Raw genomic sequence first — 24,800 nt, 5'->3', positions numbered from 1 at the left:
CGGCCGGCCGGGCACCCGTGCCGTGCTGCCCGGGGCCGTGCTGCCCGGGGCCGCCGGCCCGGGCGGGGTCGGCCCGGGCGGGTCGGTCAGCGGCTGCCGTCGAGGATGACGCGGGCGACCAGCGCCGGGTCGTCGTTCATCGGGACGTGACCGCAGCCGGGCAGCCTGACCAGGCGCGCCCGGGGGATGATGCGCTTGGCGCGGACGCCTTGACGGGGGATCAGCAGCCGGTCCCGCGACCCCCAGGCCACCGTCACCGGGATGCCGGGCACGTCGTCGGTGAACTGCACCGAGCCGCCCGCGCGCAGGGTGCGGGCGAAGCCGGTCGCCTCGACGAGCGCCCGCGTCTCGGCGACCACGGCCTCCGGGGCGCGGCGCCCGGGACGTGCGTAGATCGTGCTGGTCAGCACGGCCCGGCCGGCCGCGGACCGGGCCAGCTTCTCCACCAGCCGCGGCGGCATCCGTTCCGCGATCCCGCGCATGCCGGACAGCACCGTGAAGGCGTACCGTCGCTCGGCCGGGGTCCAGAAGCCCGCGGGGGACAGCGCGGTCACCGACCGCACGAGCCGTGACCGGCCGAGCTCCAGGGCCAGCAGGCCGCCGAGGGAGTTGCCGGCGACGTGCGGCCGGTCGAGCCCCAGCGCCTCGCACAGGCCGCCGAGCGCCGCGTTCATGGTGGGCAGGTCGTGGGCGAGACCGTCCGGGAGGGCGGGGGAGGCGCCGAAGCCCGGCAGGTCCACGGCGATCACCTCGCGCTCGGTGGCCAGGATGTCCACCACCGGGTCCCAGGCCTGCCGGTGGTGGCCGATGCCGTGCAGCAGGAGCAGCGGGGCGCCGCGGCCCACGCGCGCGTAGGACAGCGTGACGGTCTGCGGGCCTTGTGGAGAGGGGACCTTGAAGGAGACGGTCGCGGACATGGGTGCTCCTCGTTCGGGACTCGCGGGAACGGACGTCGCCCGACGTCGTAGACAGCTTGTCAGCAATTGCTACCGACGGGTAGCCCCCGCGCTGCCCGCCGCCCAACCCCCCGGGAGGGCCCGACGCCCTCGAGCCGCCTGGACACCCGCGCGCGCGTCGGCTGGGATGGTGCCGTGACCGCCGACCCCGCGACCGAGGTGTTCGAGGAACACCGGCCCCTGCTCATGGGCGTCGCCTACCGCATGGTGGGCCGGGTGGCCGACGCGGAGGACGTCGTGCAGGACGCCTGGCTGCGCTGGTCCGCCGACGACCGGTCCGACGTGCGCGAGCCGCGCGGCTACCTGGTGCGCGTCACCACCCGCCTCGCCATCGACCGGCTCCGCCGGATCAAGGCACGCGGCGAGACCTACGTCGGCCCGTGGCTGCCCGACCCCTACGTCACCGACTTCGGCGACACCGTGGCCGACACCGCCGAGCGGGCCGTCCTCGCCGAGTCCGTCTCCCTCGCGGTCCTCGTGGTGATGGAGACCCTCTCCCCGCTGGAACGCGCGGTCTTCGTGCTGCGCGAGGCCTTCGGTTACCCCTACGCCGACATCGCGGCCATGACCGGCCGGGGTGAGGCGGCCGTCCGCCAGCTCGGCGCCCGCGCCCGCCGGCACGTCGACGAGCGGCGCCCCCGCCACGACGTCGACCCCGCCCTGCGTCGCGCCCTCACCGAACGCTTCCTGGCCGCGGCGGCCGGCGGTGATCTCGCGGGCCTGATGGAACTGCTCGCCCCGGACGTACGGCTCGTCGGCGACAGCGGCGGAAAGGCCCGCGCCCCCTTGCGGGAGCTGCACGGCGCCGATCACGTGGGACGTTTCTTCACCGGCGTGGCCGGCAAGGGCGTGCCGGACGCCTCCGTCCTCCTGGTGGAACTCAACGGCGGGCCCGCGCTGCTCGTGCTGTCCGGCGGCAAGCCCGACACGGTCGTCCAGCTCGACGTCCACGAGGGCCGCGTCCGCACCGTCCACGTCATCCGCAACCCCGACAAACTGGCCCGGCTCGCCGCGCACCGGTAGCCGCGCCCCGGCCGCCCGGGAAGCGCCCGTCGCACCGCAGAACGGAGCCTTCCCGCGGAGCGCCGATTGGTATTGACCAAGTCCCATGGCCCCCTTATCGTCGCAGAGAAGTGAAACAACCTTTAATAAACAAGGGCGCTAAAACGCCGCCGGACACGGCGATCGTGGAGGACAGGGTGGGGACCACGCAGCTGGAATCGGTGCCGGAACCGAAGTACTGGCATCTGAAGACCGTGCTCAGCGAGGCACTGGACTCGGAGTTCTCCGTGGGCGAGATCCTGCCCAACGAGCGCGACCTGGCCGCCCGCTTCGGCGTCGCGCGCGCCACGCTCCGGCAGGCCCTGGAACAGCTCGAACTGGAAGGCCGCCTGCAGCGCCGCCGCGGGGTCGGCACCACCGTCGCCCCGCCGCGCATGGGCGTGTCCGTCGGCAGTGAGCAGCATGCCTGGCCGGGCGGCCCCCACGACGCCTGGCACAGCGTGGACTGCCGGCTCGCCGTGCCGCCCGCCGCGCTCGCCGAGGTCCTGGTGACCGGCGGCGACGAGCCCGTGCACATCGTGCGGCGCTCCCGCGTCTCCCGCGGCCAGCCCGTCGCGTCCGAGATGCTGTACATCCCGGCCGCCTCGGTGCCCGACCTGTCCGGCATCGACGCCCCCTCCGGCGCGGCCCGCGCCCGCGCGGTGCTGCGCGAGCTGCAGCGCCTGGAGCTGGAGCGGCAGGAGAACGCCGTGGAGCTCGGCTCGGCCGGCGCGGACGAGGCCAAGGAACTGGACCGGCTGCCCGGTGCCCCCGTCCTCGTCGTCACCACCCGCTACATCGCCCGCGGCCGCACCGCCGCGCTCTCGGTGGCCACGTACCGCGCGGACACCTGCCGCCTGACCTTCGGCGACTCCGGCGGTGTCGAGATACACCACGGCCCGGAGCGCCAGGCTTCCTGACGAGGCGTCGAGCGCCGTGGGGCCCCGGTCCCACGGCGCGCCGTCCGTCAGCGGCGGGCCGTCACGGTGCCCTCCACCGCGAACAGTTGCTCCTCGACGTGGTCGAGAGCCAGCCGCACCGCGCCCGTCGCGACCGCCGCCTCGCCCAGCAGGGACAGGGTGACCTCCGGAGGACGCAGGCAGTAGCGGGACAGCTCCCGGCGCAGCGGCTCCAGCACGCCGTCCAGGCCGGCCGCCCAGCCCCCGATCACCACCAGCTCCGGGTCCAGCGCCAGCACCAGCGCCGCCACGTCGTGCACGAGCCGCCGGATGAACCGGTCCATGGCCGCGAGCGCCCGCTGGTCGCCCTCGCGGGCCTGCGCGAAGACCGCGGCGACGGCCTGCTCGTCCAACGGGTGCAGCGGCTCGTCCGTGGTGGACAACAGCGTCTCGGGGGTCGCCTCCCGGCCCAGCAGGTGCAGCGCCCCGATCTCGCCGGCCGCCCCGCCGTACCCGCGGTGCAGCCGCCCGCCGATCAGCGAACCGGCGCCCGGGCTCAGCCCGGCCAGCACGAACACCACGTCGTCGGTCTCCTTGGCGGAGCCCTTCCAGTGCTCCGCCACCACCGCCGCGTTGGCGTCGTTCTCCACCAGCACCGGGCACTTGAAGGAGCGGCTCAGCCGTTCGCCGAGGCCCAGCCCGGTCCAGCCGGGCAGCGCCGTGCCCAGCCGCACCGTGCCGTCCGCGTCGACGATCCCCGGGGTGCCCACGCCGACCGCCCGCAGCGAGCCGCGCGGCACCCCGGCCCGCCGCAGCAGCTCCGCGACGGCCGCCCGCAGCCGGTCCAGGCGTTCGTCGGCGTCGACCGTCTCGTCCACGTCCCGCACCTGCGCGCCGATCACCCGGCCGTCCAGGTCGGCCAGCAGCGCCGCCACCCGGTGCACGCCGATCTCCAGGCCGAGCAGATGTCCCGCCTCCGCCCGGAAGCGGAACCGCCGCGCCGGGCGGCCCTGACGCCGCGCGGTGCCCTCGTCGGCCGCCGCCTCCACGACCAGGCCCGCCTCGATCAGCCCCTCGACGACGCCCTCGACCGTCGGCCGGGACAGTCCCGTCACCCGGGTCACCTCGGTCAGCGTCGCGCAGTCCGTGGCCCGCAACGCGTGCAGCACCACCGCGGAGTTGATCCTCCGCAGCAGCGAGGGATCCCCGCCGGTCAGCCGACCCACCGTCCGTCCTCCCAGCTCGTGCGCGTGTTGGGCGGATCGTACTCGGCGCGCCGGACCCCGGCGACCTCCGGGCGGCGCACTCCGCGCCCGCCCCTTTCCGCGCGGCCCCTCACCCGGGGGCCACGAACCCCGACTCGTACGCCGTGATCACCGCCTGCGTGCGGTCCCGCGCCCCCAGCTTCGCCAGGACGGCGCTCACATGTGACTTCACCGTCTCCGTGCCGACCACCAGCCGCGCGGCGATCTCCGCGTTCGACAGCCCACGCGCCATCAACCGGAGCACCTCGCCCTCCCGTTCGGTGAGCCGGGCACGCTCCAGCGCGGCCCGGGCCGCGCGGTTCCCGCCGCCGCCGCCGTACTCGGCGGCCAGCTGCCGCACCGAGGCGGGGAACAGCAGGGACTCGCCCTCCGCGATCAGCCGCACCGCGTGCACGATCTCCGCAGGGCGGGCCCGCTTCAGCAGGAACCCGTCGGCGCCCGCGCGCAGCGCCTCGTACACGTACTCGTCGTTCTCGAAGGTCGTCACCACGAGGATCTTCGGCGGGTCGGCAACGGTCCGCAGCAGCGCGCGCGTGGCCTCGATGCCGTCGAGCAGCGGCATGCGTACGTCCATGGCGACCACGTCCGGCCGCAGCTGCCGCACCAGCGGGATCACCGCCGCCCCGTCGGCGGCCTCACCGACGACCTCGATGTCCGGCTGGGCCTCCAGCACGGCCCGGAGCCCCGCGCGCACCAGGGGTTCGTCGTCGACGAGGAGCACGGTGACCGGCATCCGGCCAGCGTAGATCAGCCCAGCGGCAACTCGACGCGCACCTGCCAGTCGCCGGCACCGTCCGGGCCCGTGCGCGCCCGCCCGCCCAGCAGCGCCGCCCGCTCGCGTATCCCGCGCAGCCCGCTGCCGCGGCCGGGGGCGGACGCATCCTCCGGCAGCGGATTGCGCACGTCGAGGGTGAGCAGACCGCCCCCCGCGGACACCCGCACCCGGGCCGGCACCGCGCCCGCGTGCCGCAGCACGTTGGTCAGCGCCTCCTGAAGGATGCGGTAGCCCTCGCGGGAGACCGGCCCCGGCAGGGTCTCCAGCGGCCCCGTGACCTCGGCGTCGACCTCGGCACCGGAGGCGCGCGCGGACTCCAGGAGCCGGTCGGCGTCCGTGAGGGTCGGCCGGGCGCTCGCGGGCCGCTCCGACTCGCGCAGCACGCCGAGCACCCGCTCCAGGTCCTCCAGGGCCGCCCTGCCGGTCTCCTCGATGGCCGTCAGGGCCCGGTCGGTGAACTCCGGGCTGTTCGCCGCGCGGGCGGCCCCCGCCTGCACGACGGCCACGGTCAGCGCGTGCCCGATGGAGTCGTGCAACTCGCGCGCGATGCGGGTGCGTTCCAGGAGCTGCTCGGTGCGCTCCTCGACGGCCGCGAGGCGCTCGGCGACCGACGGGCCCAGCAGCCGCCGCGCGACGGCGGTGAGCGCCGTGCCGCCCCCGGCCACGACCGCGTGAAGGGCGACGAGCGGCAGCGGGGCCAGCAGACCGAACGCCCAGTTCGGCGGGCCCGCGACCTGCGGCAGGTCCTCGGTCTCGTGTCCCACCGTGCGGGCGGCCAGGGCGTACGCCACGGCCGGCAGCCAGAGCGTGGCGTACGCGACGGCCCCGCCGAGCAGCGTGCGGATCTCCAGCCACAGCACGGTCCGCCAGCGGTCCCGCCAGGCCGTGGCGGGACGCGTGGCGAAGTCCGGCTCCACCTCGTCCGGGGTCAGCAGCAGCCGCGCCTGCATCACCTCGGCCACCCGCACCGCCGGCAGCAGACCCACCGGGACCAGCACCAGCAGCGGAACCCACGGCAGCCCCGGCTCGATCCACAACCACACGCTGATCCCGGCCATCGGCACCCACATGTGCAGCAGCCGGGTGTACGTCCTCCCGCGAACCAGCGGGCGCAGCAGGCGAACCATCCCCTCATCGTGTCGTCGGCCGGCGACGGCGGGCTCCCCCGCGCGGGGGAGGGACAGCCCACCGGCGGGGGAGGACCCCGTGCCGTGCGGTCCGCCACGCTGGTGCCATGACCAGCATCGACGTCCGCGACCTCACCAAGGAGTACGGCACCGGGCGAGCCGTCGACCACCTCACCTTCACCGTGCCGCCCGGCCGCGTGACCGGCTTCCTCGGACCCAACGGCGCGGGGAAGTCCACCACCATGCGCCTGGTGCTCGGCCTGGACCACCCCACGTCCGGCTCCGCCACCCTCGACGGCCGGCCCTACGCGACCCTGCGTGAACCCCTGCGCCGGGTGGGCGCGTTGCTCGACGCCGGTGCCGCGCACGCCGCCCGCACCGGCCGCGACCATCTGCGGATCCTGGCGGCGACCCACCGCATCCCGGACCGCCGGGTGGACGAGCTGCTGGAGGAGACCGGGCTGGAGCCCGCGGCCCGCCGCCGGGTACGGACGTACTCGCTCGGCATGCGGCAGCGGCTCGGCATCGCCGCGGCGCTGCTCGGCGACCCGGAGGTGGTGATGCTCGACGAGCCGTCCAACGGCCTCGACCCGGAGGGCATCGTGTGGATCCGCGGCCTGCTGCGCCGCCTCGCGGACGAGGGGCGCACCGTGCTGGTGTCCAGTCATCTGATGAACGAGACCGCCTCGTTCGCCGACCACCTGGTCGTCCTCGGCCTGGGCCGACTGCTGGCCGACACCCCCATGCGGGAGTTCATCGACGCGCGCGTGCGCCCCGCCGTCCGGGTCCGCACCTCCGACCCGGACGCGCTGGAACGCGCCCTCGCCCGCCACGGCCACCAGGCCGTACGCCACCCCGACGGCCACTGGACCGTCCCCGACGCGCGCGTGGACGACATCGGACGCCTCGCCTCCGCCGAGGGGGTGCCGCTCCTGGAACTCACCGCCGACGAAGGCACCTTGGAGCAGGCCTGTCTGGACCTGACCGCCGCCGAGACCGAGTTCGCCGCCCAGCCCCAGGAGGCCTGACCGTGCCGTTCGCCCCCGTGTTCCGCGCCGAGTGGCTGAAGATCCGCACCCTACGTCCGCTGCTCGCGACCCTGTTCGTCCTGTTCGCGGTGACCACCGCGTTCTCCGCGCTGGCGGGCATGGACCCCGAGGGCCCCGGTGCCGACCCGCTGTTCGCGGCCTTGTCCGGCACCACCCTGGGGCAGATCGCCGCCCTCACCTTCGGCTCCCTGGCCGTGTCGGCGGAGTACCGCGAGGGGGCCGCCGTCCGGCTGTCGCTGACGGCGGTCCCGCGTCGCGGCCTCTGGTTCGCCGCCAAGGCCGCCGCCATCGCCGCCGTCGTGCTGGTGGTGGCCCTGGTGACATCCCTGGCCGCGCTCCTCGCGGGCCTGGCCGGACTCGGCGACGCGGCGGACGGCCTCAGCACGGCCGGCCAGGTACGCGGCGTGCTCGGAGGCGCCCTCTACCTCACGCTCATGGCCCTGTTCGGGGCCGGAACGGCGACGCTGCTGCGCAGCGGGGTGGCCACGCTGTCGGTGCTGATCCCGTTCGTCCTGATCGTGTCCTTCGTGATCGGCGACGCGCTAGGGACGGTCGCCGACTTCCTGCCGGACCGTGCGGGGCAGACGGTGCTGCGCAGCGTTCCCGACGGAATGCTCGGACCCTGGGCGGGACTTGCCGTCACCGCGTGCTGGGCGGCCGCCGCCCTGTTGGCGGGGGCGTGGCGGCTTCGCCGTCAGGACGCCTGAGGGTTGGCCGACTGACCCGCCGCCAACTGTCAGTGGCGGCGGGTTTACTGGAGCCATGAACCTCGCCCGGCACATCGCCCTCATCGACGAGCTGTGCTTCCGGCCCTTCCCGGCGGAGCACGGCCCGTCGGACGTCGGCTTCTCGGGACCGGGCCACCATGTCGCCGTGCTGGAGTCCGGCGACCGCCCGGACCTCGATCCGGCGGACTGGGCGGCGACGGTGGACCAGTTCGAGAAGCAGCGCGACGCGGTGTACGAACTGCTGGCCTCCCGCTGGGGCGACGTCGACCCGTGGAACCTGCGGACGGTGCTGCTGCGCACGGAGCGGGAGGACATACCGCAGCCGTGGGCCTGGCTCAGTCACGAGGCGGGCATGGCCTGGCTGTGGGAGGTGCAGGGCACCGGCCGCTGGGTCGCCGTCGCGCTCGCCGACCGGGACGCGGGCGGCGCCGTCCAGCTGCTGGCCGTGGTCACGGAGACCGCGCCTCCCTAGCCGGCGGGCCCTCACCTCCGCGCCCTCACGTCCACGCGGGCCCTCCCGCGTGCCGTCAGTCCCGCTCCGCCGCCTCACGCAGCCGCGCGAACTCCTCCGCGAGCGCCGCCGGCGTCCAGTGCGCGTTCAGCCCGCTGGGATTGGGCAGCACCCACACCCGGCTCTCGCCGATGGTCCGCACCTGCGGCCCCACCTTCGCGGTGCGGTCGTCGAACGCCGCGCGGTACGCGGTCACCCCCAGCACGGCCAGCCAGTGGGGACGCAACCGGGCCACCTTCACGGCGAGTTCGCGCCCGCCCTCCCGGTACTCCTCCGCGGTCAGCTCGTCGGCCCGCGCCGTCGCCCGCGCCACCACGTTGGTGATGCCGAGCCCGTACGACAGCAGCTCCCGCTGCTCCGACGGCGGCAGCAGCCGCGGGGTGAAGCCGGAGCGGTGCAGCGCGGGCCAGAAGCGGTTGCCGGGGCGGGCGAAGTGATGGCCGGTCGCGGCCGTCATCAATCCGGGGTTGATGCCGCAGAACAGCACCCGCAGACCGTCCGCGACCACGTCCGGCACCAGACGGTCGCGGGCGGCCTCGAGTTCCTCCTGGGTGAAGCGCCTCAGAGGATCGCCCCGGGGGTGTAACCGGCGGCCTCCGGATGCTGCTTCACGATCGCGTCGATCCGCCCGACCACGGCGGCGACCTGGTCGCTCGCGGCGCCGGTGAAGGACAGCTTGTCCGCCATCAGCGCCTCCAGGTCCGCGCGGCCCAGCGGCAGCCGCTCGTCGGCGGCGAGCTTGTCGAGCAGGTCGTTGCGCTCGGCGCCCTGCTCCCGCATGGCGAGGGCGGTGGCCACGGCGTTCTCCTTGATCGCCTCGTGCGCGACCTCACGGCCGACGCCCGCGCGCACCGCGCCCATCAGCACCTTGGTGGTGGCGAGGAACGGCAGGTAGCGGTCCAGCTCCCGGGCCACGACGGCCGGGAAGGCGCCGAACTCGTCGAGCACGGTCAGGAACGTCTCCAGCAGCCCGTCGAGCGCGAAGAACGCGTCCGGCAGCGCGACCCGGCGCACCACCGAGCAGGACACGTCGCCCTCGTTCCACTGGTCACCCGCCAGCTCGCCGGTCATCGACGCGTAGCCGCGCAGGATCACCATCAGGCCGTTGACGCGTTCGCAGGAGCGGGTGTTCATCTTGTGCGGCATCGCGGAGGAACCGACCTGGCCCGGCTTGAAGCCCTCGGTCACCAGCTCGTGCCCGGCCATCAGCCGGATGGTCTTCGCCAGCGACGACGGGGCGGCGGCCAGCTGCACCAGCGCGGTGACGACCTCGTAGTCCAGGGAGCGCGGGTAGACCTGGCCGACGGACGTGAACGCCTGCCCGAAGCCCAGGTGCCCGGCGATCCGGCTCTCCAGGTCGGCCAGCTTGCCGGCGTCCCCGCCGAGCAGGTCCAGCATGTCCTGGGCGGTGCCGACCGGGCCCTTGATGCCGCGCAGCGGGTAGCGGCCCAGCAGCTCCTCCAGCCGCCCGTACGCCACGAGCAGCTCGTCGGCCGCCGTCGCGAAGCGCTTGCCGAGGGTGGTGGCCTGCGCCGCCACGTTGTGCGAGCGGCCGGCCATGACCAGCTCGCCGTACTCCCCGGCCAGCCTGCCGAGGCGGGCCAGCACGGCGACCGTGCGGTCGCGCATCAGCTCGAGCGACAGCCGGACCTGCAGCTGCTCGACGTTCTCGGTGAGGTCGCGGGAGGTCATGCCCTTGTGCACGTGCTCGTGCCCGGCGAGGTCGTTGAACTCCTCGATCCGCGCCTTCACGTCGTGGCGGGTGACCTTCTCCCGCTCGGCGATCGAGGCCAGGTCGACGGTGTCGAGGACGCGCTCGTAGTCGGCGATCGCCGCGTCGGGCACCTCGATCCCGAGGTCCTTCTGGGCGCGCAGCACGGCGAGCCAGAGCTGCCGCTCGAGCCTCACCTTCTGCTCGGGCGACCAGAGCGTGGCGAGCTCGGCGGAGGCGTAGCGTCCGGCGAGGACGTTCGGGATACGGGGCTTGGCGGGCGCAGCAGTCACGTACAGGGAGTCTACTGGCGATTCGTGCAGGCCCGCGCCACGGGGTGACCTGGAGGAACGTACAAGGGCGCGGCCGCTACGCCGTCTCGTACGGCAGCAGCTCCGGGCGCTTGGGCGGCAGGCCGTCGCCCGAGGAGCGGCCGGTGAGCCGGCGGCCGATCCACGGCAGCAGGTGCCGACGGGCGAACCGGGCGTCCTCGACCCGCCGCGCGACCCAGTGCGGGGGCAGCGTGGCCTCCGGGGGCAGGTGCCACTCGGGGTCCGCGGCCGGGTAACCGAGCGTCTGCCACACCGCCTCCGCGACCCTGCGGTGCCCCTCCCCGGTCAGGTGCAGCCGGTCCACGTCCCACAGCCGGGGGTCGCCGAGCGCCGGCGCCCCGTACAGGTCGACCACCAGCGCGTCGTGCTTGGCGGCGAGCTCGTCGATGCAGGCGAACAGCGCCTCCATGCGGGGCCGGAAGCGCTCCAGCACCGGGCCCCGGCGGCCGGGGCTGCGCATCAGCACCAGCCGCTCGCAGCGCGGGGCCAGCCGCTCCACGGCCTCGGTGAGGAGGTCCTGCACCCGGACCATGTCGCACTTGGGGCGCAGGGTGTCGTTGAGGCCGCCGACCAGGGTGATGACGTCGGCCCCCATGGCCGCCGCCGTCTCCACCTGTTCGTCGACTATCTGCTGGATCAGCTTGCCGCGCACCGCGAGGTTGGCGTACCGGAAGCCGGGGGCGACCGCCGCCATCCGGGCGGCGAGGAGGTCCGCCCAACCGCGGTAGGTGCCGTCGGGCAGGAGGTCCGACATGCCCTCGGTGAAGGAGTCGCCCAGAGCGACGAGGCTGGTGTGGGCGGGGCTGCTGGAGGTGGGGTTCGTCTGCATGGCGACAGAAATGGTAGCCCCTGGAACATACCCGTCGGTCGGTCGCCTTCCTTTCCCGCGCAAGACGCGCTCAGGTCCGCTGCCCGAACAGCTCCCGCAGCACGTCCTCCATGGTCACCAGCCCCGCCAGCCGCCCGTCCGTCCCGGACACGGCCGCCAGATGGGTACGGCTGCCCCGCATCGCGGTGAGCACGTCGTCCAGCGGGGTGCTCTCCCGGATGCGCGCGATGGACCGCATGTCCCGCAGCCGGAACGGCATGTCCCGCGGCGAGGCGTCCAAGGCGTCCTTGATGTGCAGGTAGCCGACGATCCGCCGCTGCTCGTCCACCACGGGGAACCGGGAGAACCCGGACTCCGCCGACAGCCGCTCCAGCCCCTCCGGGGTGACGCCCACGCGCGCGTAGACGACCCGCTCCAGCGGCATCACCACGTCACGTACCGGACGCCGGCCCAGCTCCAGCGCGTCGTTCAGGCGCTCGAGGGCGCGGTCGTCGATCAGGCCCGCCTCGCCGGAGTCCCTCACGATCTGGGCCAGCTCCGCGTCGGAGAAGGAGGCGACCACCTCGTCCCGCGTCTCCACCCGCAGCAGCTTCAGCAGCGTGTTCGCGAAGGCGTTGACGGTGAAGATCACCGGGCGCAGCGCGCGGGACAGCGCCACCAGCGGCGGGCCCAGCATCAGCGCGCTGCGGACCGGTTCCGCGAGCGCGATGTTCTTCGGCACCATCTCGCCGAGCAGCATGTGCAGGTACGTGGCGAGCGTCAGCGCGATCACGAAGGACACCGCGTGTCCCGCGCCGTCGGGCACGCCCACCGCGTGGAACACCGGTTCGAGCAGGTGGGCGATGGCCGGCTCGGCGACGATGCCGAGGATCAGCGTGCACAGGGTGATGCCGAGCTGCGCGGCAGCCAGCAGCACCGACACGTGCTCCAGGCCCCACAGCACGCTCTTGGCGCGCCGGTCGCCCTGCTCGGCGTGCGGCTCGACCTGGCTGCGGCGGACGGAGATCAGGGCGAACTCGGCGCCCACGAAGAAGGCGTTGGCGACCAGCGTGGCCAGGCCGATCAGCAGCTGTACGGCGGTCATCGGCGTGCCCCCCGGTCGTCCTTCGTGTCACCGGCCGCGGGCGCGCCGGCCTCGTGCCGCGTCACCTGCCCGTCGCCGCGGGGCGCGCGCAGCAGCACACGCGCCGCGCGGCGCCCGGAGGCGTCCGCCACCTCCAGCCGCCAGCCGGCGACCTCGAAGGCGTCGCCCTCCTCCGGTATGCGGCCCAGCTCGGCGGCCACCAGCCCGGCCAGCGTCTCGTACGGCCCCTCGGGCGCGCGCAGTCCGACGCGGGCGAGCTGGTCCAGGCGGGCCGAGCCGTCCGCGGAGAACAGCGTGCGGCCCTCCGCGTCGGTGCCGGCCCGGGCCAGGTCGGGGGTCTCGTGCGGGTCGTGCTCGTCCCGGACCTCGCCGACGACCTCCTCCACGATGTCCTCCAGGGTGGCCACCCCCGCCGTGCCGCCGTACTCGTCGATGACCACGGCCATCGTGCGGCGGCCCGACAGGCGGTCCAGGAGCCGGTCGACGGTGAGCGACCCGGGGACCAGCAGTGGTTCGCGCATCAGCTCCGACACGGGCACCTCGGGGCGGCGCTCGGCGGGCACCGCCAGGACGTCCTTCACATGCGCGGTGCCGACCACCGCGTCGAGCGTCTCGCGGTAGACGGGGAACCGGGACAGCCCGGTCGCCCGGGTCACGTTCGCCACGTCCTCGCACGTCGCCCGCACCTCCAGGGCGATGACCTGGACGCGGGGCGTCATCACGTTCTCCGCGGTCAGGTCGGCGAGGTTCAGGGTGCGGACGAACAGTTCCGCGGTGTCCGGCTCCAGGGCGCCCTCCTTCGCGGAGTGCCGGGCCAGCGCGGCCAGTTCCTGGGGCCCGCGCGCGGACTCCAGCTCCTCGGCCGGCTCCAGCCCGATGCGGCGCACCATCCGGTTGGCCTGGTTGTTCAGGTGGGTGATGAACGGGCGGAAGGCGGCGCTGAACCAGCGCTGCGCGTTGCCGACCCGCTTGGCGACGGCCAGCGGGGAGGAGATCGCCCAGTTCTTCGGCACCAGCTCGCCGACGACCATCAGGAACACCGTCGACAGGCCCGTGCCGATCACCAGCGCCAGCGAGCGCGCGACCGACTCGGAGGCGCCGACGTCCCGCAGCGGCCCTCTGATCAGCGCGGCGATCGACGGTTCGGACAGCATCCCGACCACCAGGTTGGTGACCGTGATGCCCAGCTGGGCCCCGGAGAGCTGGAAGGTCAGGCTGCGCACGGCCTGGAGCGCGCCGGCGGCGCCCCGCTCGCCGCGCTCCACCGCACGTTCCAGCTCGCCCCGCTCGACCGTGGTGAGGGAGAACTCGGCGGCCACGAACGCCCCGCAGAGGAGCGAGAGCAGGATGGCCGCCAGGAGGAGGAGCACTTCGGTCATCGGGTCACCTCAGTCCCATGGTCGGGCAGGACGGGGTCGGACGCGCGGTGTCGGAGACCGGAAGCGGGCCCACGGGCGGAGACACGACCTTTCATGGAGGACCGAGTGGCCCTCAACGGGTAAAGGATGGGCAAAGTTCGGCCGATGGGCCGTGATTCACCCGGTCAGGGGCTTCACCCAGCGCCGCCAGCGTTCCTCCGGCGCATACCCCGCCGCGTCCCACGCATGATGGGCGGTCTCGTTGCGCTGCAGCACCATCGCGTCCGCGCGGCGCCCGCCGAGCCGTACGAACCGGTTCTCGGCGGCGGTCAGCAGGGCCGTGCCGATGCCCTGCCGGCGCCGGTCCGGGCGCACCGCCAGGCGGTACAGGTGGCACCGCCAGCCGTCGAAGCCGGCGATCACCGTGCCGACCAGTTCGCCGTCCCGCTCGGCGAGGATCAGCGCCTCGGGATCGCGGGCGACCAGCCGCTCCACGCCCTCGCGGTCGTCGCTGATGCTCGTGCCCTCCGCGGCCGACTTCCAGAAGGCCAGCACGTCGTCGAGGTCCTCGGGTCCGGCGGCCCGGGTGCGCAGTTCGCTCATGCGTCCGATCTCAGCACGGCGGTCCGGGCGTGATCACGGAATTCCACGATGCGGACCGGGCCGCCGCGCGGGCGCTCTCAGCCGCGCAGGCGCGCTCACTCGTGGGCGATGGCCTCCAGCACGTTCATCCGGGACGCCCGCAGGGCCGGCAGCAGCGCCGCCGCGATGCCCACGACCGCCGACCCGACGACCACCGCCACCACGGTGCCCCACGGGACGGCGAACGCGGTCAGGCCCTCGAGCGCCAGCACCTGCTGGACGCACACGCCCCACACCAGCCCCAGCCCGAGTCCCAGCACCGCGCCGAACACCGCGATCACCACCGACTCCAGCCGGATCATGCGCCGCAGCTGCCGCCGGCCCAGACCGATCGTCGTCCTCAGGTTCATCCCGAAGGCGCCCATGAGCCGGATCAGGCCGAAGGCCAGCCCGACGCCGGCCGCCAGACCCGCCGTCGAGCCGGCCAGGCCCAGCAGCACCGCCTCGGTCAGCACCGACCGCCGCACCTGCCGCCGGTCGGCGCCGAGCGCCCGCAGCAGCCCCAGCTCGCGGGTGCGCTGGGCGATCAGCATCGAGAACGTGTTGACGATCAGGAAGACGCCCACGAGCACGGCGATGCCGGCGAAGCCCAGCATCGCGTACTTGATCACGTCGAGGAACGCGCCCAGCTCGTCGGACGCCGTCTCGGCCAGTTCGCCGGCGGTCCGCACCTCGTAGGCACCGGCGCCGAGTTCGGCGGTGATCCGCCTCTTCAGGTCCGCGTCGGCCACGCCGGGCGCCGCCTCGACGGACACGCTCGTGGCGCGGTCCGCCGAGCCCAGCAGCCGGGCGGCCGCCACCTGCGGGTCGAGGAACACCAGGGCCGCGCCCGGGTTGGTGGTGGTGAAGGTGGCGATGCCGACGATCGCGACGCGGAACGAGCCCGGCTGCGCCTGCACGGTCAGCGTGTCGCCGATCTCCACGCCCTTGGCGTCCGCGGTGTCCGCGTCCAGCACGGCCTCGCCGTCACCGCGCGGGGTGCGGCCGGAGGTCAGCTCCACCACGCTGCGCTCGGTGACGTACCAGTCCACGGCGAGGGTCGGCGCGCCGGTCGTCGGGCCCACCGACCCGTTGCCGGCGTCGACGACGGTGACGTTCTCCACCTCGACGTCCGGGTGGGCCGACGCGACGCCCTCGACGCCGGACAGCCGCCGGGCGAGCGCGGCGGGCACGGTCGCCGTCGCGCCGGTCGGCACGGCCGCCTCCAGACCCTCGCGCGGCTGCACCGTCACATCGGCGGAACTGGACGCGAACAGCCGGTCGAAGGTGCGGGTGACGGTGTCGGAGAAGATCAGGCTGCCCGCGACGAAGGCGACGGACAGCACGACGGCGAGGGCGGACAGCAGAAGCCGCCCCTTGTGCGCGAGGAAGCTCCGCAGGGTGGCCTTCAGCACGCCGTCATCCCTCCCCGCCCGCGGCCCCACTGTCCGGCGGCGGTGCCGGGGACGGGATGTCGCCGGTGGGGGGTGTGCCGGCGCCCTGCGGTGCGGTCGCGCGGACGACGTCGAACCGTTTCATCCGTTCCAGGACCGACTCCGCCGTAGGGCGGTGCATCTCGTCCACGATGCGGCCGTCCGCGAGGAACAGGACCAGGTCGGAGTGGGCGGCGGCGCCGGGGTCGTGGGTGACCATGACCACCGTCTGGCCGAGCCGGTCCACCGCCTCCCGCAGGAAGCCCAGCACTTCGAGCCCCGCCCGCGAGTCGAGGTTGCCGGTCGGCTCGTCGGCGAAGATCAGCTCGGGCCGCGAGGCCAGCGCCCGCGCACAGGCCACGCGCTGCTGCTGACCGCCCGACAGCTGCGCGGGCCGGTGCCTGAGCCGGTCCCGCAGGCCCAGCGTGTCGATGACCTGGTCCAGCCACGCCTCGTCCGGCTTCCGGCCGGCGATGTCCATGGGCAGGGTGATGTTCTCCCGGGCGGTCAGCGTGGGGATCAGGTTGAACGACTGGAACATGAAGCCGACGCGGTCCCGCCTGAGCCGGGTCAGCTCACGGTCCTTCAGCCCCGTGATCCCGGTGTCGCCGAGCCACACCTGACCGGCGGAGACGGTGTCCAGCCCGGCCAGGCAGTGCATCAGCGTGGACTTCCCGGAGCCCGACGGCCCCATGACCGCGGTGAAGCGCCCGCGCGCGATGTCGACGTCCACCGAGTCCAGGGCGATCACCGCCGTCTCGCCCGAGCCGTACGCCTTGGTCAGACCGCGGGCGCGAGCCGCGGTCCCGTCGCGCGACGCGAGGCCGGGGGCGTGCTCCTCAGCGGGTGTGGACAAGGCCGCCTCCTCCGGTGAACAGCCGGGTCGAGCATGTCGCGCCGAGGGTAAGGCGGCCCGGTGCGCGCGGAACATCCCCCGGGAGTGCCGGATCCGGACGCCGATGTAAGGGACACATAAGCCCGTGCTCCCGTTTCCTTGCCGTTGCTAGCGTCGCGGCGCTAGCTTCGAGGTATGGCGAAGACTCAGCTGAACGTGCGCGTGGACGAGGGCACCGCCCGCGCCGCCCGGGAGCGTGCCCTGGCGCGAGGCATCAGCGTCAACCGCTACATCGAGGAACTGGTCCGGCAGGACACCGGCGAGTCCGGACGTGCCTTCGTCGAGGCCGCCGCCGACTTCATGAAGCAGTACGAGAGCGTCTTCGCCGAGGAGTTCGGCCGGGACCGCGAGGGCGCGCGCGAAGGTCACCGCTGACCCTTGGACCACGTACGCATCGACCTCGCCTGGCTGCTCATGCTCGCCGAGCAGCAGACCCCCGGCGACCCCCAGGTCACCGACTGGGGCGCGCTCGTCGCCGCCGTCGCCCGTCACGACGCCGGGATATTCGACGTCCCCGTCTACAGCACCCCGCACAGCCGCGCCGCCGCGCTGCTCCAGCTGCTGATCCACATCCCCGCGCTGGAGCGCTCCAACGCGCTCTTCGCCTCCGCCGTCGCGTACGCCTACCTGGTCGCCAGCGGCCTGAAGGTGGTCACCTCGCCCGAGCAGGTGCGCGACCTGGCCCGCCTGGTGAAGCGGGACGGTGCGGACGTCGACACCATCGCGGCCGAACTGCGCCGCTGGTGCGCGTGATCAGCGCCCCGCGGCCTCCGGGGCCCCCGTGTCCTCCGCGTCCCCCACGGGCCGCCACGCGGTGCCGATGACACAGAACGACTGCGGCAGCGCCGGCCCGTTCTCCGGGATGGTCATCCGCCGGTAGGGGCCCAGCTCGAACCCGGCCGCCCGCAGCGCCCCGACCGGGTCCCGGGCCAGATGGCAGCCCCCGGCCAGCGGCGGCCACACCGTGCGGTCCAGCGCCCGCTGGGTGAGGTGCATGACCCGGCCGCCGCCCGCGCCGTGCTCGAAGAACCGCACCTCGCCGCCGGGCCGCAGCACGCGCCGCACCTCGGCGAGCGCCCGCTCCACGTCGCGCACGCTGCACAGCACCAGCGACAGCACCGCCGCGTCGAACGCCTCGCTCTTCACGGGCAGCGCCTCCGCCACCCCGGGCGCCACGTCCACCGGCATCTCGGCCCGCAGCGCCGCCTCCACGGCCAGCGTGCGCAACGCGCGCTCCGGCTCCATGGCGACGACCTCGGCGACGGTGCGCGGGTAGTGGGCGAAGTTGAGGCCGTTGCCCGCGCCGATCTCGATCACCCGCCCGGACAGACCGCCGAGCAGCCGGCGCCGTACGTCCGCCATCCCCGCGCGGCTCTCGGCGGCGACGCTGCAGCGGGCGTACCAGCGGGCGAAGACCGGATGGTGCACGGGATCCCGCGCCGCCTGGGCGGAGCGGGGGGACCGCAACTGCATGGGGACCTCCCCGGGACGGGCCTACGGCGATTCTCCCCGTCGGCCCGCCCGGCGAACCACCGTGCCGGTCAGGGAGCCTCCCGGGCGCGGAAGACGTCCGCGTCCCAGGTGCCCTCCAGACGGGGCGCCAGCCAGTCCGGGGCGGCCGTCCGGAACCGGGCCGGGCCGAGCCGGCCCGCCCCCTCCGGTACCGCGCCCAGCAGCGGGACGCCGGTGACGTCCGGCAGGTCCAGCAGGTTGCAGCGCTCCGCGAGGCCGGGGTCCGCGGGCCAGCTGCCGATCACCACCCCCACCGGGTCGAGCCCGCGCCCCCGCAGTTCCCGGACCGTCAGCTCCGTGGCGTTGAGGGTGCCCAGGCCCGCGGACGCGACCACCAGAACCGGGGCGCGCAGCAGGGCCGCCGCGTCCGCCAGGGTCCCGCCGGCCGCGTCGAACCGGACGAGCAGGCCGCCCGCGCCCTCCACCAGCACCAGGTCGTGCTCGGTGGCCAGCTTGGCGGCCCGGTCGGCGATCTCGTGCGGATGCACGGGCGCCCGGCCCGCCCGACGGGCCGCCGTCGCGGGCGCCAGCGGCTCGGGGTAGCGGGCCAGTTCGGTTGACGTCACCGGCCCGGCGAGCCGCTCGACCTCGGCGGCGTCACCGGGCTCCCCGGGCCCGACGCCCGTCTGCGCGGCCTTCAGCACCGCCACCGACCGACCGCCCGCCAGTGCCGTCGCGGCGACCGCGGCCGTCACCACCGTCTTGCCGACCTCGGTGTTTGTGCCCGTCACCACCAGCACCGGCATGTCATCCCTCCTTCGCCGCCGCGCACACCGCGCGGGCGATACGGGCCACGTCCTCGTCACCCGTGACGTACGGCGGCATGGTGTACACCAGATCGCGGAACGGACGCAGCCAGACGCCCTCCCGCACCGCCGCCCGGGTGGCGGCGGCCATGTCGACGTCGTGGTCCAGCTGGACGACCCCGATCGCGCCGAGCACCCGGACGTCCCGCACCCCGGGCAGCCGGGCGGCGGGGGCCAGACCCTCGCGCAGCCCGGACTCGATCCGCTTGACCTCCGCACGCCAGTCCTGGCCGAGCAGCAGCTCCACGGAGGCGCAGGCGACGGCCGCCGCCAACGGGTTGCCCATGAAGGTCGGGCCGTGTGCCAGCACCGGCACCTCGCCGCGCGAGATGCCCTCGGCCACCCGCGCGGTGCACAGCGTCGCCGCCATGGTGAGGTAACCACCGGTCAGCGCCTTGCCCACGCACATCACGTCCGGCGACACGGCCGCGTGCTCCGCCGCGAACAGGGCGCCGGTACGGCCGAAGCCGGTCGCGATCTCGTCGAAGACCAGCAGCACGTCGTGCGCGTCGCACGCCTCCCGCAGCACCCGCAGATACGCGGGGGAGTGGAACCGCATCCCGCCCGCGCCCTGCACCACCGGCTCCACGATCACCGCGGCCAGCTCACCGGCGTGCCGCTCGATCATCTCCCGCAGATGGTCGGCGTACGCCTCCTCGTACGGGCCGGGCGGGGCGTCGGCGAAGACCTGACGCGGCAGCACCCCGGACCACAGGTCGTGCATCCCGCCCTCGGGGTCGCACACCGACATCGGGTGCCAGGTGTCACCGTGGTAGCCGCCCCGCCAGGTCAGCAGCCGTGACTTCTCCGGACGGCCCAGCGAACGCCAGTACTGCAGACACATCTTCACGGCGACCTCGACCGACACCGACCCCGAGTCGGCCAGGAACACGTGCTCCAGGCCGTCCGGCGACATGTCGACAAGGAGCTTCGCAAGGCGGACGGCGGGCTCGTGCGTGAGCCCGCCGAACATCACGTGACTCATCCGCCCGAGCTGGTCGTGGGCGGCCTCGTTGAGCACCGGGTGGTTGTAGCCGTGGATCGCCGACCACCAGGACGACATGCCGTCGACCAGCTCGCCCGAACCGTCGGCCAGGGTGAACCGCACCCCGCTCGCCGACGCGACCACGAGCGGTTCCTGACGACCCGGCATGGGCCCGTACGGGTGCCACACGTGCCGCCGGTCGAGCTCCAGCAGTGCGGCGACGGACGCGTCGGGCTCAGGCATTGGGCGCGAGGTCCGTTCCGGCGCCCCGGCGGCGCACGGCCACCAGGCCGGGACGCGGCTCGTCGGCGGAGGCGACGGGTGCGGGCGCCGCGGAGGGCGCCGTTCCGCAGACACCACCGCCCTCGTGCGAGCCGCAGCCGCCGCCTTCGTGGGCCCCGCAGCCGCCCTCGGCGCCGTCGTGGGAGCCGCAGCCGGTGCCGGCCTGGGACCCGCGGGCCCCGCCGCTCGCGTGCGACCCGCAGCCCGCGCCCGCCCGGTGCTCGGGCAGGGTGACCTCCCCGGCGCTCTCCACCTCGAAGCCGGCGTCCGCGATCATCTCCAGGTCCGCCTTGCCGGCCTGGCCCTCGCTGGTGAGGTAGTCGCCGAGGAAGATCGAGTTGGCCAGGTGCAGCGCGAGCGGCTGCATCGTGCGCAGATGGACCTCGCGGCCGCCCGCGATCCGCACCTCGGCGTCGGGGCAGACGAACCGCACCATCGCCAGGATGCGCAGGCAGCGCTGCGGGGTCAGGTTCCACTCCTTGGCGAGCGGGGTGCCCTCGAACGGGATCAGGAAGTTGACCGGCACCGAGTCCGGGTCCAGCTCGCGCAGTGAGAACACCACGTCGACCAGGTCCTCGTCGGTCTCACCCATGCCGGCGATCAGCCCGGAGCAGGCCGACAGACCGGCCGCGTGCGCCTTGCGCACCGTGTCCACCCGGTCGGCGTAGGTGTGCGTGGTCGTGATCTCCCCGTACGTCGACTCGGACGTGTTGAGGTTGTGGTTGTAGGCGTCCGCGCCCGCCTCGCGCAGCCGTTCGGCCTGGCCGTCGGAGAGCAGGCCCAGGCAGGCGCACACCTCGACGTCCTCGTTCTGCTCCTTGATGGTCCTGATGGTGTCGGACACCCGGTCCACGTCCCGGTCCGTCGGACCGCGGCCGCTCGCCACCAGGCACACCCGCTTCGCACCGCCGGCCAGACCCGCGGCGGCCGCCCGGGACGCCTCGTCCGGCTTCAGCCAGGTGTACTTGAGGATGTCGGCCTTCGAGCCGAGCCGCTGGGAGCAGTAGGAGCAGTCCTCCGGGCACAGCCCGGACTTGAGGTTGACCAGATAGTTGAGTTTCACCCGGCGGCCGAACCAGTGCCTGCGCACCTTCCCGGCCGCCGCCACCACGTCGAGCAGATCGTCGTCGGTCGTCGCGAGGACGGCCAGTGCCTCGTCCCGTGTCGGCGTCTCGCGCCGAAGCCCCTTGTCCACCAGCGTGTTCAGCAGGTCCATGGGAGCCGATCCTGTCCTACCCGGCCCGTCCGGGCCAAGGAGACTTCATACAACAGAGCCGTCCGGCGGTGTGGGTATCACCACACAGAGGTCCGGCCCGCCTGCCGCTAATGTCTGTTCACTGCCTACAAAAGCCCCGGAGGACCCATGGCGTTCGGCTGGATCGACGATCAGGCGGAGCAGCGCCGCAGGGCCGGGCTCGTCCGCACCCTGCGCCCCCGGCCGGCCGGCACGCCGCTCCTCGATCTCGCGAGCAACGACTACCTGGGGCTGGCGCGGCATCCCGAGGTCACCGAGGGGGCCGCCCGGGCCGCCCGGACCTGGGGCGGCGGCGCGACCGGCTCCCGCCTGGTCACGGGCACCACCGAGCTGCACGCCGAACTGGAACACGAACTGGCCGATTTCTGCGGCTTCGAAGCGGCCCTGGTGTTCTCCTCCGGCTACGCGGCCAACCTGGCCGCCGTCACCGCGCTGGCCCCGCACGGCTCACTCGTCGTCTCCGACGCGGGCAACCACGCCTCGCTGATCGACGGGTGCCGGCTGGCCCGGGGCGTCACGCAGGTGGTGGCGCACCGCGACCCGGACGCCGTACGCAAGGCGCTGGACGGCCATGCGGGGCCCGCGGTGGCGGTGTCGGACACGGTGTTCTCGGTGGACGGCGACGCGGCCCCGCTCGCCGCGCTGGCCGAGGCGTGCCGGGAGCACGGCGCGGGGCTGGTGCTGGACGACGCGCACGGCCTCGGCGTGCTCGGCGACGGCGGCCGGGGCGCCCCGCACGCGGCGGGCATCGCGGGCGCCGACGACGTCGTCGTCACGGTGACGCTGTCCAAGTCGCTCGGCAGCCAGGGCGGTGCGGTGCTCGGTCCGGCCCGGGTGATCGGCCATCTGGTCAACGCGGCACGGACGTTCATCTTCGACACGGGTCTCGCCCCGGCGGCGGCGGGCGCGGCCCTGGCGGCGCTGCGGCTGCTGCGCCGCGAGCCGGGGCGCGCGGCGCGGGCGGGCGCGGTGGCGCGCGAACTGCACGCCCGGCTGACGGCCGCGGGTCTGGAAGCGGTACGTCCGGACGCCGCGGTCGTCTCCGTGCGCGCTCCGTCCCCGGAGCAGGCCGTGCGTTGGGCGGCCGACTGCCGGACGGCCGGTCTGTCCGTGGGCTGCTTCCGTCCTCCTTCCGTGCCCGACGGCATCTCACGGCTCAGACTGACCGCCCGGGCCGACCTGTCCGGGGCGGAGATCGAACGCGCTGTACGGGTGATCGGCGAAACGCGGCCATGAGTCGGCGGGGCACGGCCGTGCGTCGCGCGATGAACGGCTGACCGGTCGGAACGTACCGATGGGTCGGAACGTTCGGATCGGCGGGATCGTAGGGACCGGCCGGATCGCAGTGGTCGGACGGATGGGCCGGATCGTTCGGACGGGTGGTCTCGAAGGGATGGTCGGGTTCGGTCGGATCAGGGGCGCGGACGTGGCCGGGTCAGCGGACCGCGGTCACGAACTCCGCCCAGCTGTCGGGGGAGAAGAGCAGCGCCGGCCCGTCCGGGGCCTTGCTGTCACGCACGGCGAGCAGTCCGGCCAGGGGGCCGGTGGCGGGCCGGGCCGTCTCCACACAGTTGTTCGCCCCCGTGCTGAAGCTGCTGCGCAGCCACCGCACATCGCACAGGGCGAGGCTGGAAGGGATGGTCCGAGGCGGTGCGGGCATCGTGCCTCCTTATGCGCCGGCCGCTGCGCCGGCGATGAAATCCAACGACTCCTCGGGTGAAAGGGCGTGCGTCGAGAGGGCGTCGAAGGCCTCCGAGTACGCCCGGAGGTCTTCTTTCCGCTCCAGGTAGTGACTACTCGTCAAGTGGTCGAGAACAACCACATCCAGGTCAGACGTGCGCGAGAACGAAAAGATGACGAACGGACCCGTCACACCGATGTGTGCGCCCGCGCTGAACGGCAGCACCTGCAGGCGCACTTGGGGCAGCCGGGCGGCCTCCATCAGCCGTTCGAGCTGGCGGGACATCACGTCGGGGCCGCCCACCTCCCGGCGCAGCACGGCCTCGTCGAGGACCGCGTTCAGCTCCAGCGGTGGATCGGCCCGCAGGACGTCCTGCCGGGCCAGCCGTACCTCCACGAGCGCGTCCAGGCGCTCCTCCGAGGTGCCCTCCAGGGCCGCCTCCGTCACGGCCCGCGCGTACTCCGGGGTCTGCAGCAGTCCCGGGATCACCGTGGTCTCCAGGGTGCGCATCGCGCTCGCCTGGGACTCCAGACTGATGAAGTCCCGGTAGGTCGGGGGCAGAACACCCCGGTAGGCGTGCCACCAGTGGTCCCGCCCGCCGCCCTTCCCGGAGCCCGACAGCACCAGCAGCAACTCCCGCAACTGCGGTTCGTCCACGCCGTAGACGTCGAGCAGTAACCGTACGTCGGCCGGTTTCACCCCGCTCGTGCCCGTCTCGATGCGGCTCACCTTCGACTGGTGCCAGCCTGCCAGCCGGGCCGCGTCGCCACTGGTGAGTCCCGCCGCGGTGCGCAGCGCGCGCAGTTCGGCGCCCAGTTTTCTGCGGCGCACCGCGGGACCGTGCTGCATGGGCCTCTCCTTACTCCTTCCGAGCCGCCCGGATACGGTCTCCCGTCGCAGAGTTCACCGCTTTGAGCGACAGATATATGCATATCTTGGTGGATCGCCGCGCCGCGCCCTGCGGTGATGGCAGTCTGGCGACGAAGCACCAGTGCGGGACCGTACTCGAACCAGCCGCTCCGTGTCGGACTGCGGTCCCGTGGGAAAGGGACGACGTCGCCATGGCAGACCATCTGGAAGCATCCGTCACTCTGCCGAGCGATCCCGCCTCGGTCGCCGCCGCGCGGGCCCACGTGGCCGGCGCGCTGGCGGAATGGGGCCTGCCACCGGACGCCGAACTGTACGACACGGTGCGGCTGATCGTCTCGGAACTGGCCACCAACGCGGTGCAGCACACTCTCGGCCAGTCACCCACGTTCACGGTCGACGTCGTCCTGGTCCGTGAGGAACGGGTGCACATCGGGGTGACGGACAGTCACCCGCGTCTGCCCAGACGGCTGCCCGCCGCGGTCCAGCAGGACAACGGGCGCGGCCTGGTCATCATCCGCTGGCTGACCGCGGAATGCGGCGGCAGGCTGAGAGTCCGCCCCACGCGCCAGGGCGGCAAGACCGTCGCGGTCGAACTCCCCTGGCCGGGGACCGCGGTCACCGCCGCGCCGACGGAGGCGGTCACGGCGGCGGAGGTGGCGGTCACGGCGGCGGTGCAGCCGGAGCTCTGACGGCACGCTCGGCACTTCACGTCATGTCACGGCGCGGGCCGGCGGGGTGGCGAAGGGGCACGGAAGGCCCCTGCGGGGCGTCCCGTGGGCGGCGCCCGGCCCAGGG

The 24,800-nt window shown here is 74.0% G+C and carries 26 protein-coding genes and 2 pseudogenes; 9 read left to right on the top strand and 19 right to left on the bottom strand.

All coding sequences use genetic code 11. From position 1 onward, the window contains the following. Positions 1 to 86 precede the first annotated feature (86 nt). A complete protein-coding gene (locus tag ACIF8S_RS16445; protein WP_399999794.1) occupies positions 87 to 917 on the bottom strand; it encodes an alpha/beta fold hydrolase in 831 nt (276 codons plus the stop codon). Between the two features lie 174 nt (positions 918 to 1,091). Between ACIF8S_RS16445 and ACIF8S_RS16440 the strand changes: the two genes are divergently transcribed. Together ACIF8S_RS16440 and ACIF8S_RS16435 are read left to right on the top strand one after the other, a co-directional pair. After that, positions 1,092 to 1,979 (top strand): RNA polymerase sigma-70 factor, encoded by an 888-nt coding sequence (locus ACIF8S_RS16440; RefSeq protein WP_399999793.1) that lies wholly within the window; start codon positions 1,092 to 1,094, stop codon positions 1,977 to 1,979. Positions 1,980 to 2,155: 176 nt separating this feature from the next. After that, positions 2,156 to 2,917, top strand: a complete 762-nt coding sequence (locus ACIF8S_RS16435; protein ID WP_399999792.1) for a GntR family transcriptional regulator — start codon at positions 2,156 to 2,158, stop codon at positions 2,915 to 2,917. A gap of 47 nt (positions 2,918 to 2,964) precedes the next feature. Here the strand turns inward: ACIF8S_RS16435 and ACIF8S_RS16430 are convergent, their stop codons facing one another. From ACIF8S_RS16430 to ACIF8S_RS16420, 3 genes are all read right to left on the bottom strand, one after another. Continuing rightward, complete coding sequence (locus ACIF8S_RS16430) at positions 2,965 to 4,122, bottom strand: ROK family transcriptional regulator (protein WP_399999791.1); 1,158 nt, start codon at positions 4,120 to 4,122, stop codon at positions 2,965 to 2,967. A 109-nt stretch (positions 4,123 to 4,231) separates the two neighbouring features. Further along, positions 4,232 to 4,894, bottom strand: a complete 663-nt coding sequence (locus ACIF8S_RS16425; RefSeq protein WP_399999790.1) for a response regulator — start codon at positions 4,892 to 4,894, stop codon at positions 4,232 to 4,234. Positions 4,895 to 4,908: 14 nt separating this feature from the next. Continuing rightward, entirely contained in the window at positions 4,909 to 6,063 is a 1,155-nt protein-coding gene (locus tag ACIF8S_RS16420; RefSeq protein WP_399999789.1) for a sensor histidine kinase, read from the bottom strand. Positions 6,064 to 6,170: 107 nt separating this feature from the next. Between ACIF8S_RS16420 and ACIF8S_RS16415 the strand changes: the two genes are divergently transcribed. The 3 genes from ACIF8S_RS16415 to ACIF8S_RS16405 are packed head-to-tail and all read left to right on the top strand — an operon-like array spanning position 6,171 to position 8,312. Then, positions 6,171 to 7,091 carry an ABC transporter ATP-binding protein gene (locus ACIF8S_RS16415; RefSeq protein WP_399999788.1) on the top strand — a complete coding sequence of 307 codons (921 nt, stop codon included), beginning with the start codon at positions 6,171 to 6,173 and terminating at the stop codon, positions 7,089 to 7,091. 2 nt (positions 7,092 to 7,093) lie between these two features. After that, positions 7,094 to 7,819 (top strand): ABC transporter permease, encoded by a 726-nt coding sequence (locus ACIF8S_RS16410; protein ID WP_399999787.1) that lies wholly within the window; start codon positions 7,094 to 7,096, stop codon positions 7,817 to 7,819. 55 nt (positions 7,820 to 7,874) lie between these two features. Then, positions 7,875 to 8,312 (top strand): hypothetical protein, encoded by a 438-nt coding sequence (locus ACIF8S_RS16405; RefSeq protein ID WP_399999786.1) that lies wholly within the window; start codon positions 7,875 to 7,877, stop codon positions 8,310 to 8,312. Positions 8,313 to 8,367: 55 nt separating this feature from the next. Here the strand turns inward: ACIF8S_RS16405 and mug are convergent, their stop codons facing one another. The 9 genes and pseudogenes from mug to ACIF8S_RS16360 all read right to left on the bottom strand — a co-directional run bounded on the left by mug (position 8,368) and on the right by ACIF8S_RS16360 (position 16,575). Beyond that, positions 8,368 to 8,868 (bottom strand): G/U mismatch-specific DNA glycosylase, encoded by a 501-nt coding sequence (gene mug, locus ACIF8S_RS16400; RefSeq protein ID WP_399999785.1) that lies wholly within the window; start codon positions 8,866 to 8,868, stop codon positions 8,368 to 8,370. A gap of 44 nt (positions 8,869 to 8,912) precedes the next feature. Beyond that, entirely contained in the window at positions 8,913 to 10,355 is a 1,443-nt protein-coding gene (purB, locus tag ACIF8S_RS16395) for an adenylosuccinate lyase (RefSeq protein ID WP_399999784.1), read from the bottom strand. A 76-nt stretch (positions 10,356 to 10,431) separates the two neighbouring features. Beyond that, positions 10,432 to 11,223, bottom strand: coding sequence for an SGNH/GDSL hydrolase family protein (locus ACIF8S_RS16390; protein WP_399999783.1), 792 nt, complete (start codon positions 11,221 to 11,223; stop codon positions 10,432 to 10,434). Between the two features lie 70 nt (positions 11,224 to 11,293). Continuing rightward, on the bottom strand, positions 11,294 to 12,307 hold the full coding sequence (locus tag ACIF8S_RS16385) for a hemolysin family protein (protein WP_399999782.1): 1,014 nt from the start codon (positions 12,305 to 12,307) through the stop codon (positions 11,294 to 11,296). Beyond that, entirely contained in the window at positions 12,304 to 13,686 is a 1,383-nt protein-coding gene (locus ACIF8S_RS16380; protein WP_399999781.1) for a hemolysin family protein, read from the bottom strand. Before ACIF8S_RS16380 ends, ACIF8S_RS16385 begins: the two co-directional genes overlap by 4 nt. 156 nt (positions 13,687 to 13,842) lie before the next feature. After that, complete coding sequence (locus ACIF8S_RS16375) at positions 13,843 to 14,277, bottom strand: GNAT family N-acetyltransferase (RefSeq protein WP_399999824.1); 435 nt, start codon at positions 14,275 to 14,277, stop codon at positions 13,843 to 13,845. An 86-nt stretch (positions 14,278 to 14,363) separates the two neighbouring features. Beyond that, positions 14,364 to 14,639, bottom strand: a pseudogene (locus tag ACIF8S_RS16370) (FtsX-like permease family protein); the annotation flags it as partial. Next, positions 14,640 to 15,701: pseudogene (locus ACIF8S_RS16365) on the bottom strand (ABC transporter permease); the annotation flags it as partial. 4 nt (positions 15,702 to 15,705) lie between these two features. Beyond that, positions 15,706 to 16,575 carry an ABC transporter ATP-binding protein gene (locus ACIF8S_RS16360; RefSeq protein WP_399999780.1) on the bottom strand — a complete coding sequence of 290 codons (870 nt, stop codon included), beginning with the start codon at positions 16,573 to 16,575 and terminating at the stop codon, positions 15,706 to 15,708. A gap of 174 nt (positions 16,576 to 16,749) precedes the next feature. Between ACIF8S_RS16360 and ACIF8S_RS16355 the strand changes: the two genes are divergently transcribed. Then, positions 16,750 to 16,989 carry a toxin-antitoxin system antitoxin component gene (locus tag ACIF8S_RS16355; RefSeq protein WP_024884898.1) on the top strand — a complete coding sequence of 80 codons (240 nt, stop codon included), beginning with the start codon at positions 16,750 to 16,752 and terminating at the stop codon, positions 16,987 to 16,989. A gap of 3 nt (positions 16,990 to 16,992) precedes the next feature. Then, positions 16,993 to 17,367, top strand: a complete 375-nt coding sequence (locus ACIF8S_RS16350) for a fic family toxin-antitoxin system, toxin component (protein ID WP_399999779.1) — start codon at positions 16,993 to 16,995, stop codon at positions 17,365 to 17,367. Here ACIF8S_RS16350 and ACIF8S_RS16345 read toward each other — a convergent pair whose 3' ends face one another. The 4 genes from ACIF8S_RS16345 to bioB all read right to left on the bottom strand — a co-directional run bounded on the left by ACIF8S_RS16345 (position 17,368) and on the right by bioB (position 21,415). Continuing rightward, complete coding sequence (locus tag ACIF8S_RS16345) at positions 17,368 to 18,087, bottom strand: class I SAM-dependent methyltransferase (protein WP_399999778.1); 720 nt, start codon at positions 18,085 to 18,087, stop codon at positions 17,368 to 17,370. It abuts the gene before it with no gap. Positions 18,088 to 18,155: 68 nt separating this feature from the next. After that, the gene (gene bioD / locus ACIF8S_RS16340; RefSeq protein WP_399999777.1) at positions 18,156 to 18,872 is read right to left on the bottom strand and encodes a dethiobiotin synthase; all 717 of its coding nucleotides are present in this window, start codon (positions 18,870 to 18,872) and stop codon (positions 18,156 to 18,158) included. A 1-nt stretch (position 18,873) separates the two neighbouring features. Then, a complete protein-coding gene (locus ACIF8S_RS16335; RefSeq protein ID WP_399999776.1) occupies positions 18,874 to 20,160 on the bottom strand; it encodes an adenosylmethionine--8-amino-7-oxononanoate transaminase in 1,287 nt (428 codons plus the stop codon). Next, positions 20,153 to 21,415, bottom strand: a complete 1,263-nt coding sequence (gene bioB / locus ACIF8S_RS16330; protein ID WP_399999775.1) for a biotin synthase BioB — start codon at positions 21,413 to 21,415, stop codon at positions 20,153 to 20,155. Before bioB ends, ACIF8S_RS16335 begins: the two co-directional genes overlap by 8 nt. A 147-nt stretch (positions 21,416 to 21,562) precedes the next feature. On the opposite strand from bioB, the gene ACIF8S_RS16325 reads away from it, so the two are divergent. Further along, positions 21,563 to 22,690 carry an 8-amino-7-oxononanoate synthase gene (locus ACIF8S_RS16325; protein ID WP_399999774.1) on the top strand — a complete coding sequence of 376 codons (1,128 nt, stop codon included), beginning with the start codon at positions 21,563 to 21,565 and terminating at the stop codon, positions 22,688 to 22,690. A gap of 199 nt (positions 22,691 to 22,889) precedes the next feature. Here the strand turns inward: ACIF8S_RS16325 and ACIF8S_RS16320 are convergent, their stop codons facing one another. Together ACIF8S_RS16320 and ACIF8S_RS16315 are read right to left on the bottom strand one after the other, a co-directional pair. Next, positions 22,890 to 23,114, bottom strand: a complete 225-nt coding sequence (locus ACIF8S_RS16320) for a DUF397 domain-containing protein (protein WP_399999773.1) — start codon at positions 23,112 to 23,114, stop codon at positions 22,890 to 22,892. Positions 23,115 to 23,123: 9 nt separating this feature from the next. Next, the gene (locus ACIF8S_RS16315; protein ID WP_399999772.1) at positions 23,124 to 23,984 is read right to left on the bottom strand and encodes a helix-turn-helix domain-containing protein; all 861 of its coding nucleotides are present in this window, start codon (positions 23,982 to 23,984) and stop codon (positions 23,124 to 23,126) included. 212 nt (positions 23,985 to 24,196) lie between these two features. Between ACIF8S_RS16315 and ACIF8S_RS16310 the strand changes: the two genes are divergently transcribed. Then, positions 24,197 to 24,694: an ATP-binding protein gene (locus tag ACIF8S_RS16310; RefSeq protein WP_399999771.1), complete on the top strand. Its 498-nt coding sequence runs from the start codon at positions 24,197 to 24,199 to the stop codon at positions 24,692 to 24,694. Positions 24,695 to 24,800 lie beyond the last annotated feature (106 nt).

It is taken from the genome of Streptomyces sp. NPDC085937 (assembly GCF_044540535.1).
Lineage (GTDB): Bacteria > Actinomycetota > Actinomycetes > Streptomycetales > Streptomycetaceae > Streptomyces.
The sequence above is the reverse complement of the archived record's forward strand: the minus strand, read 5'-3'. Positions and strand labels throughout refer to the sequence as shown.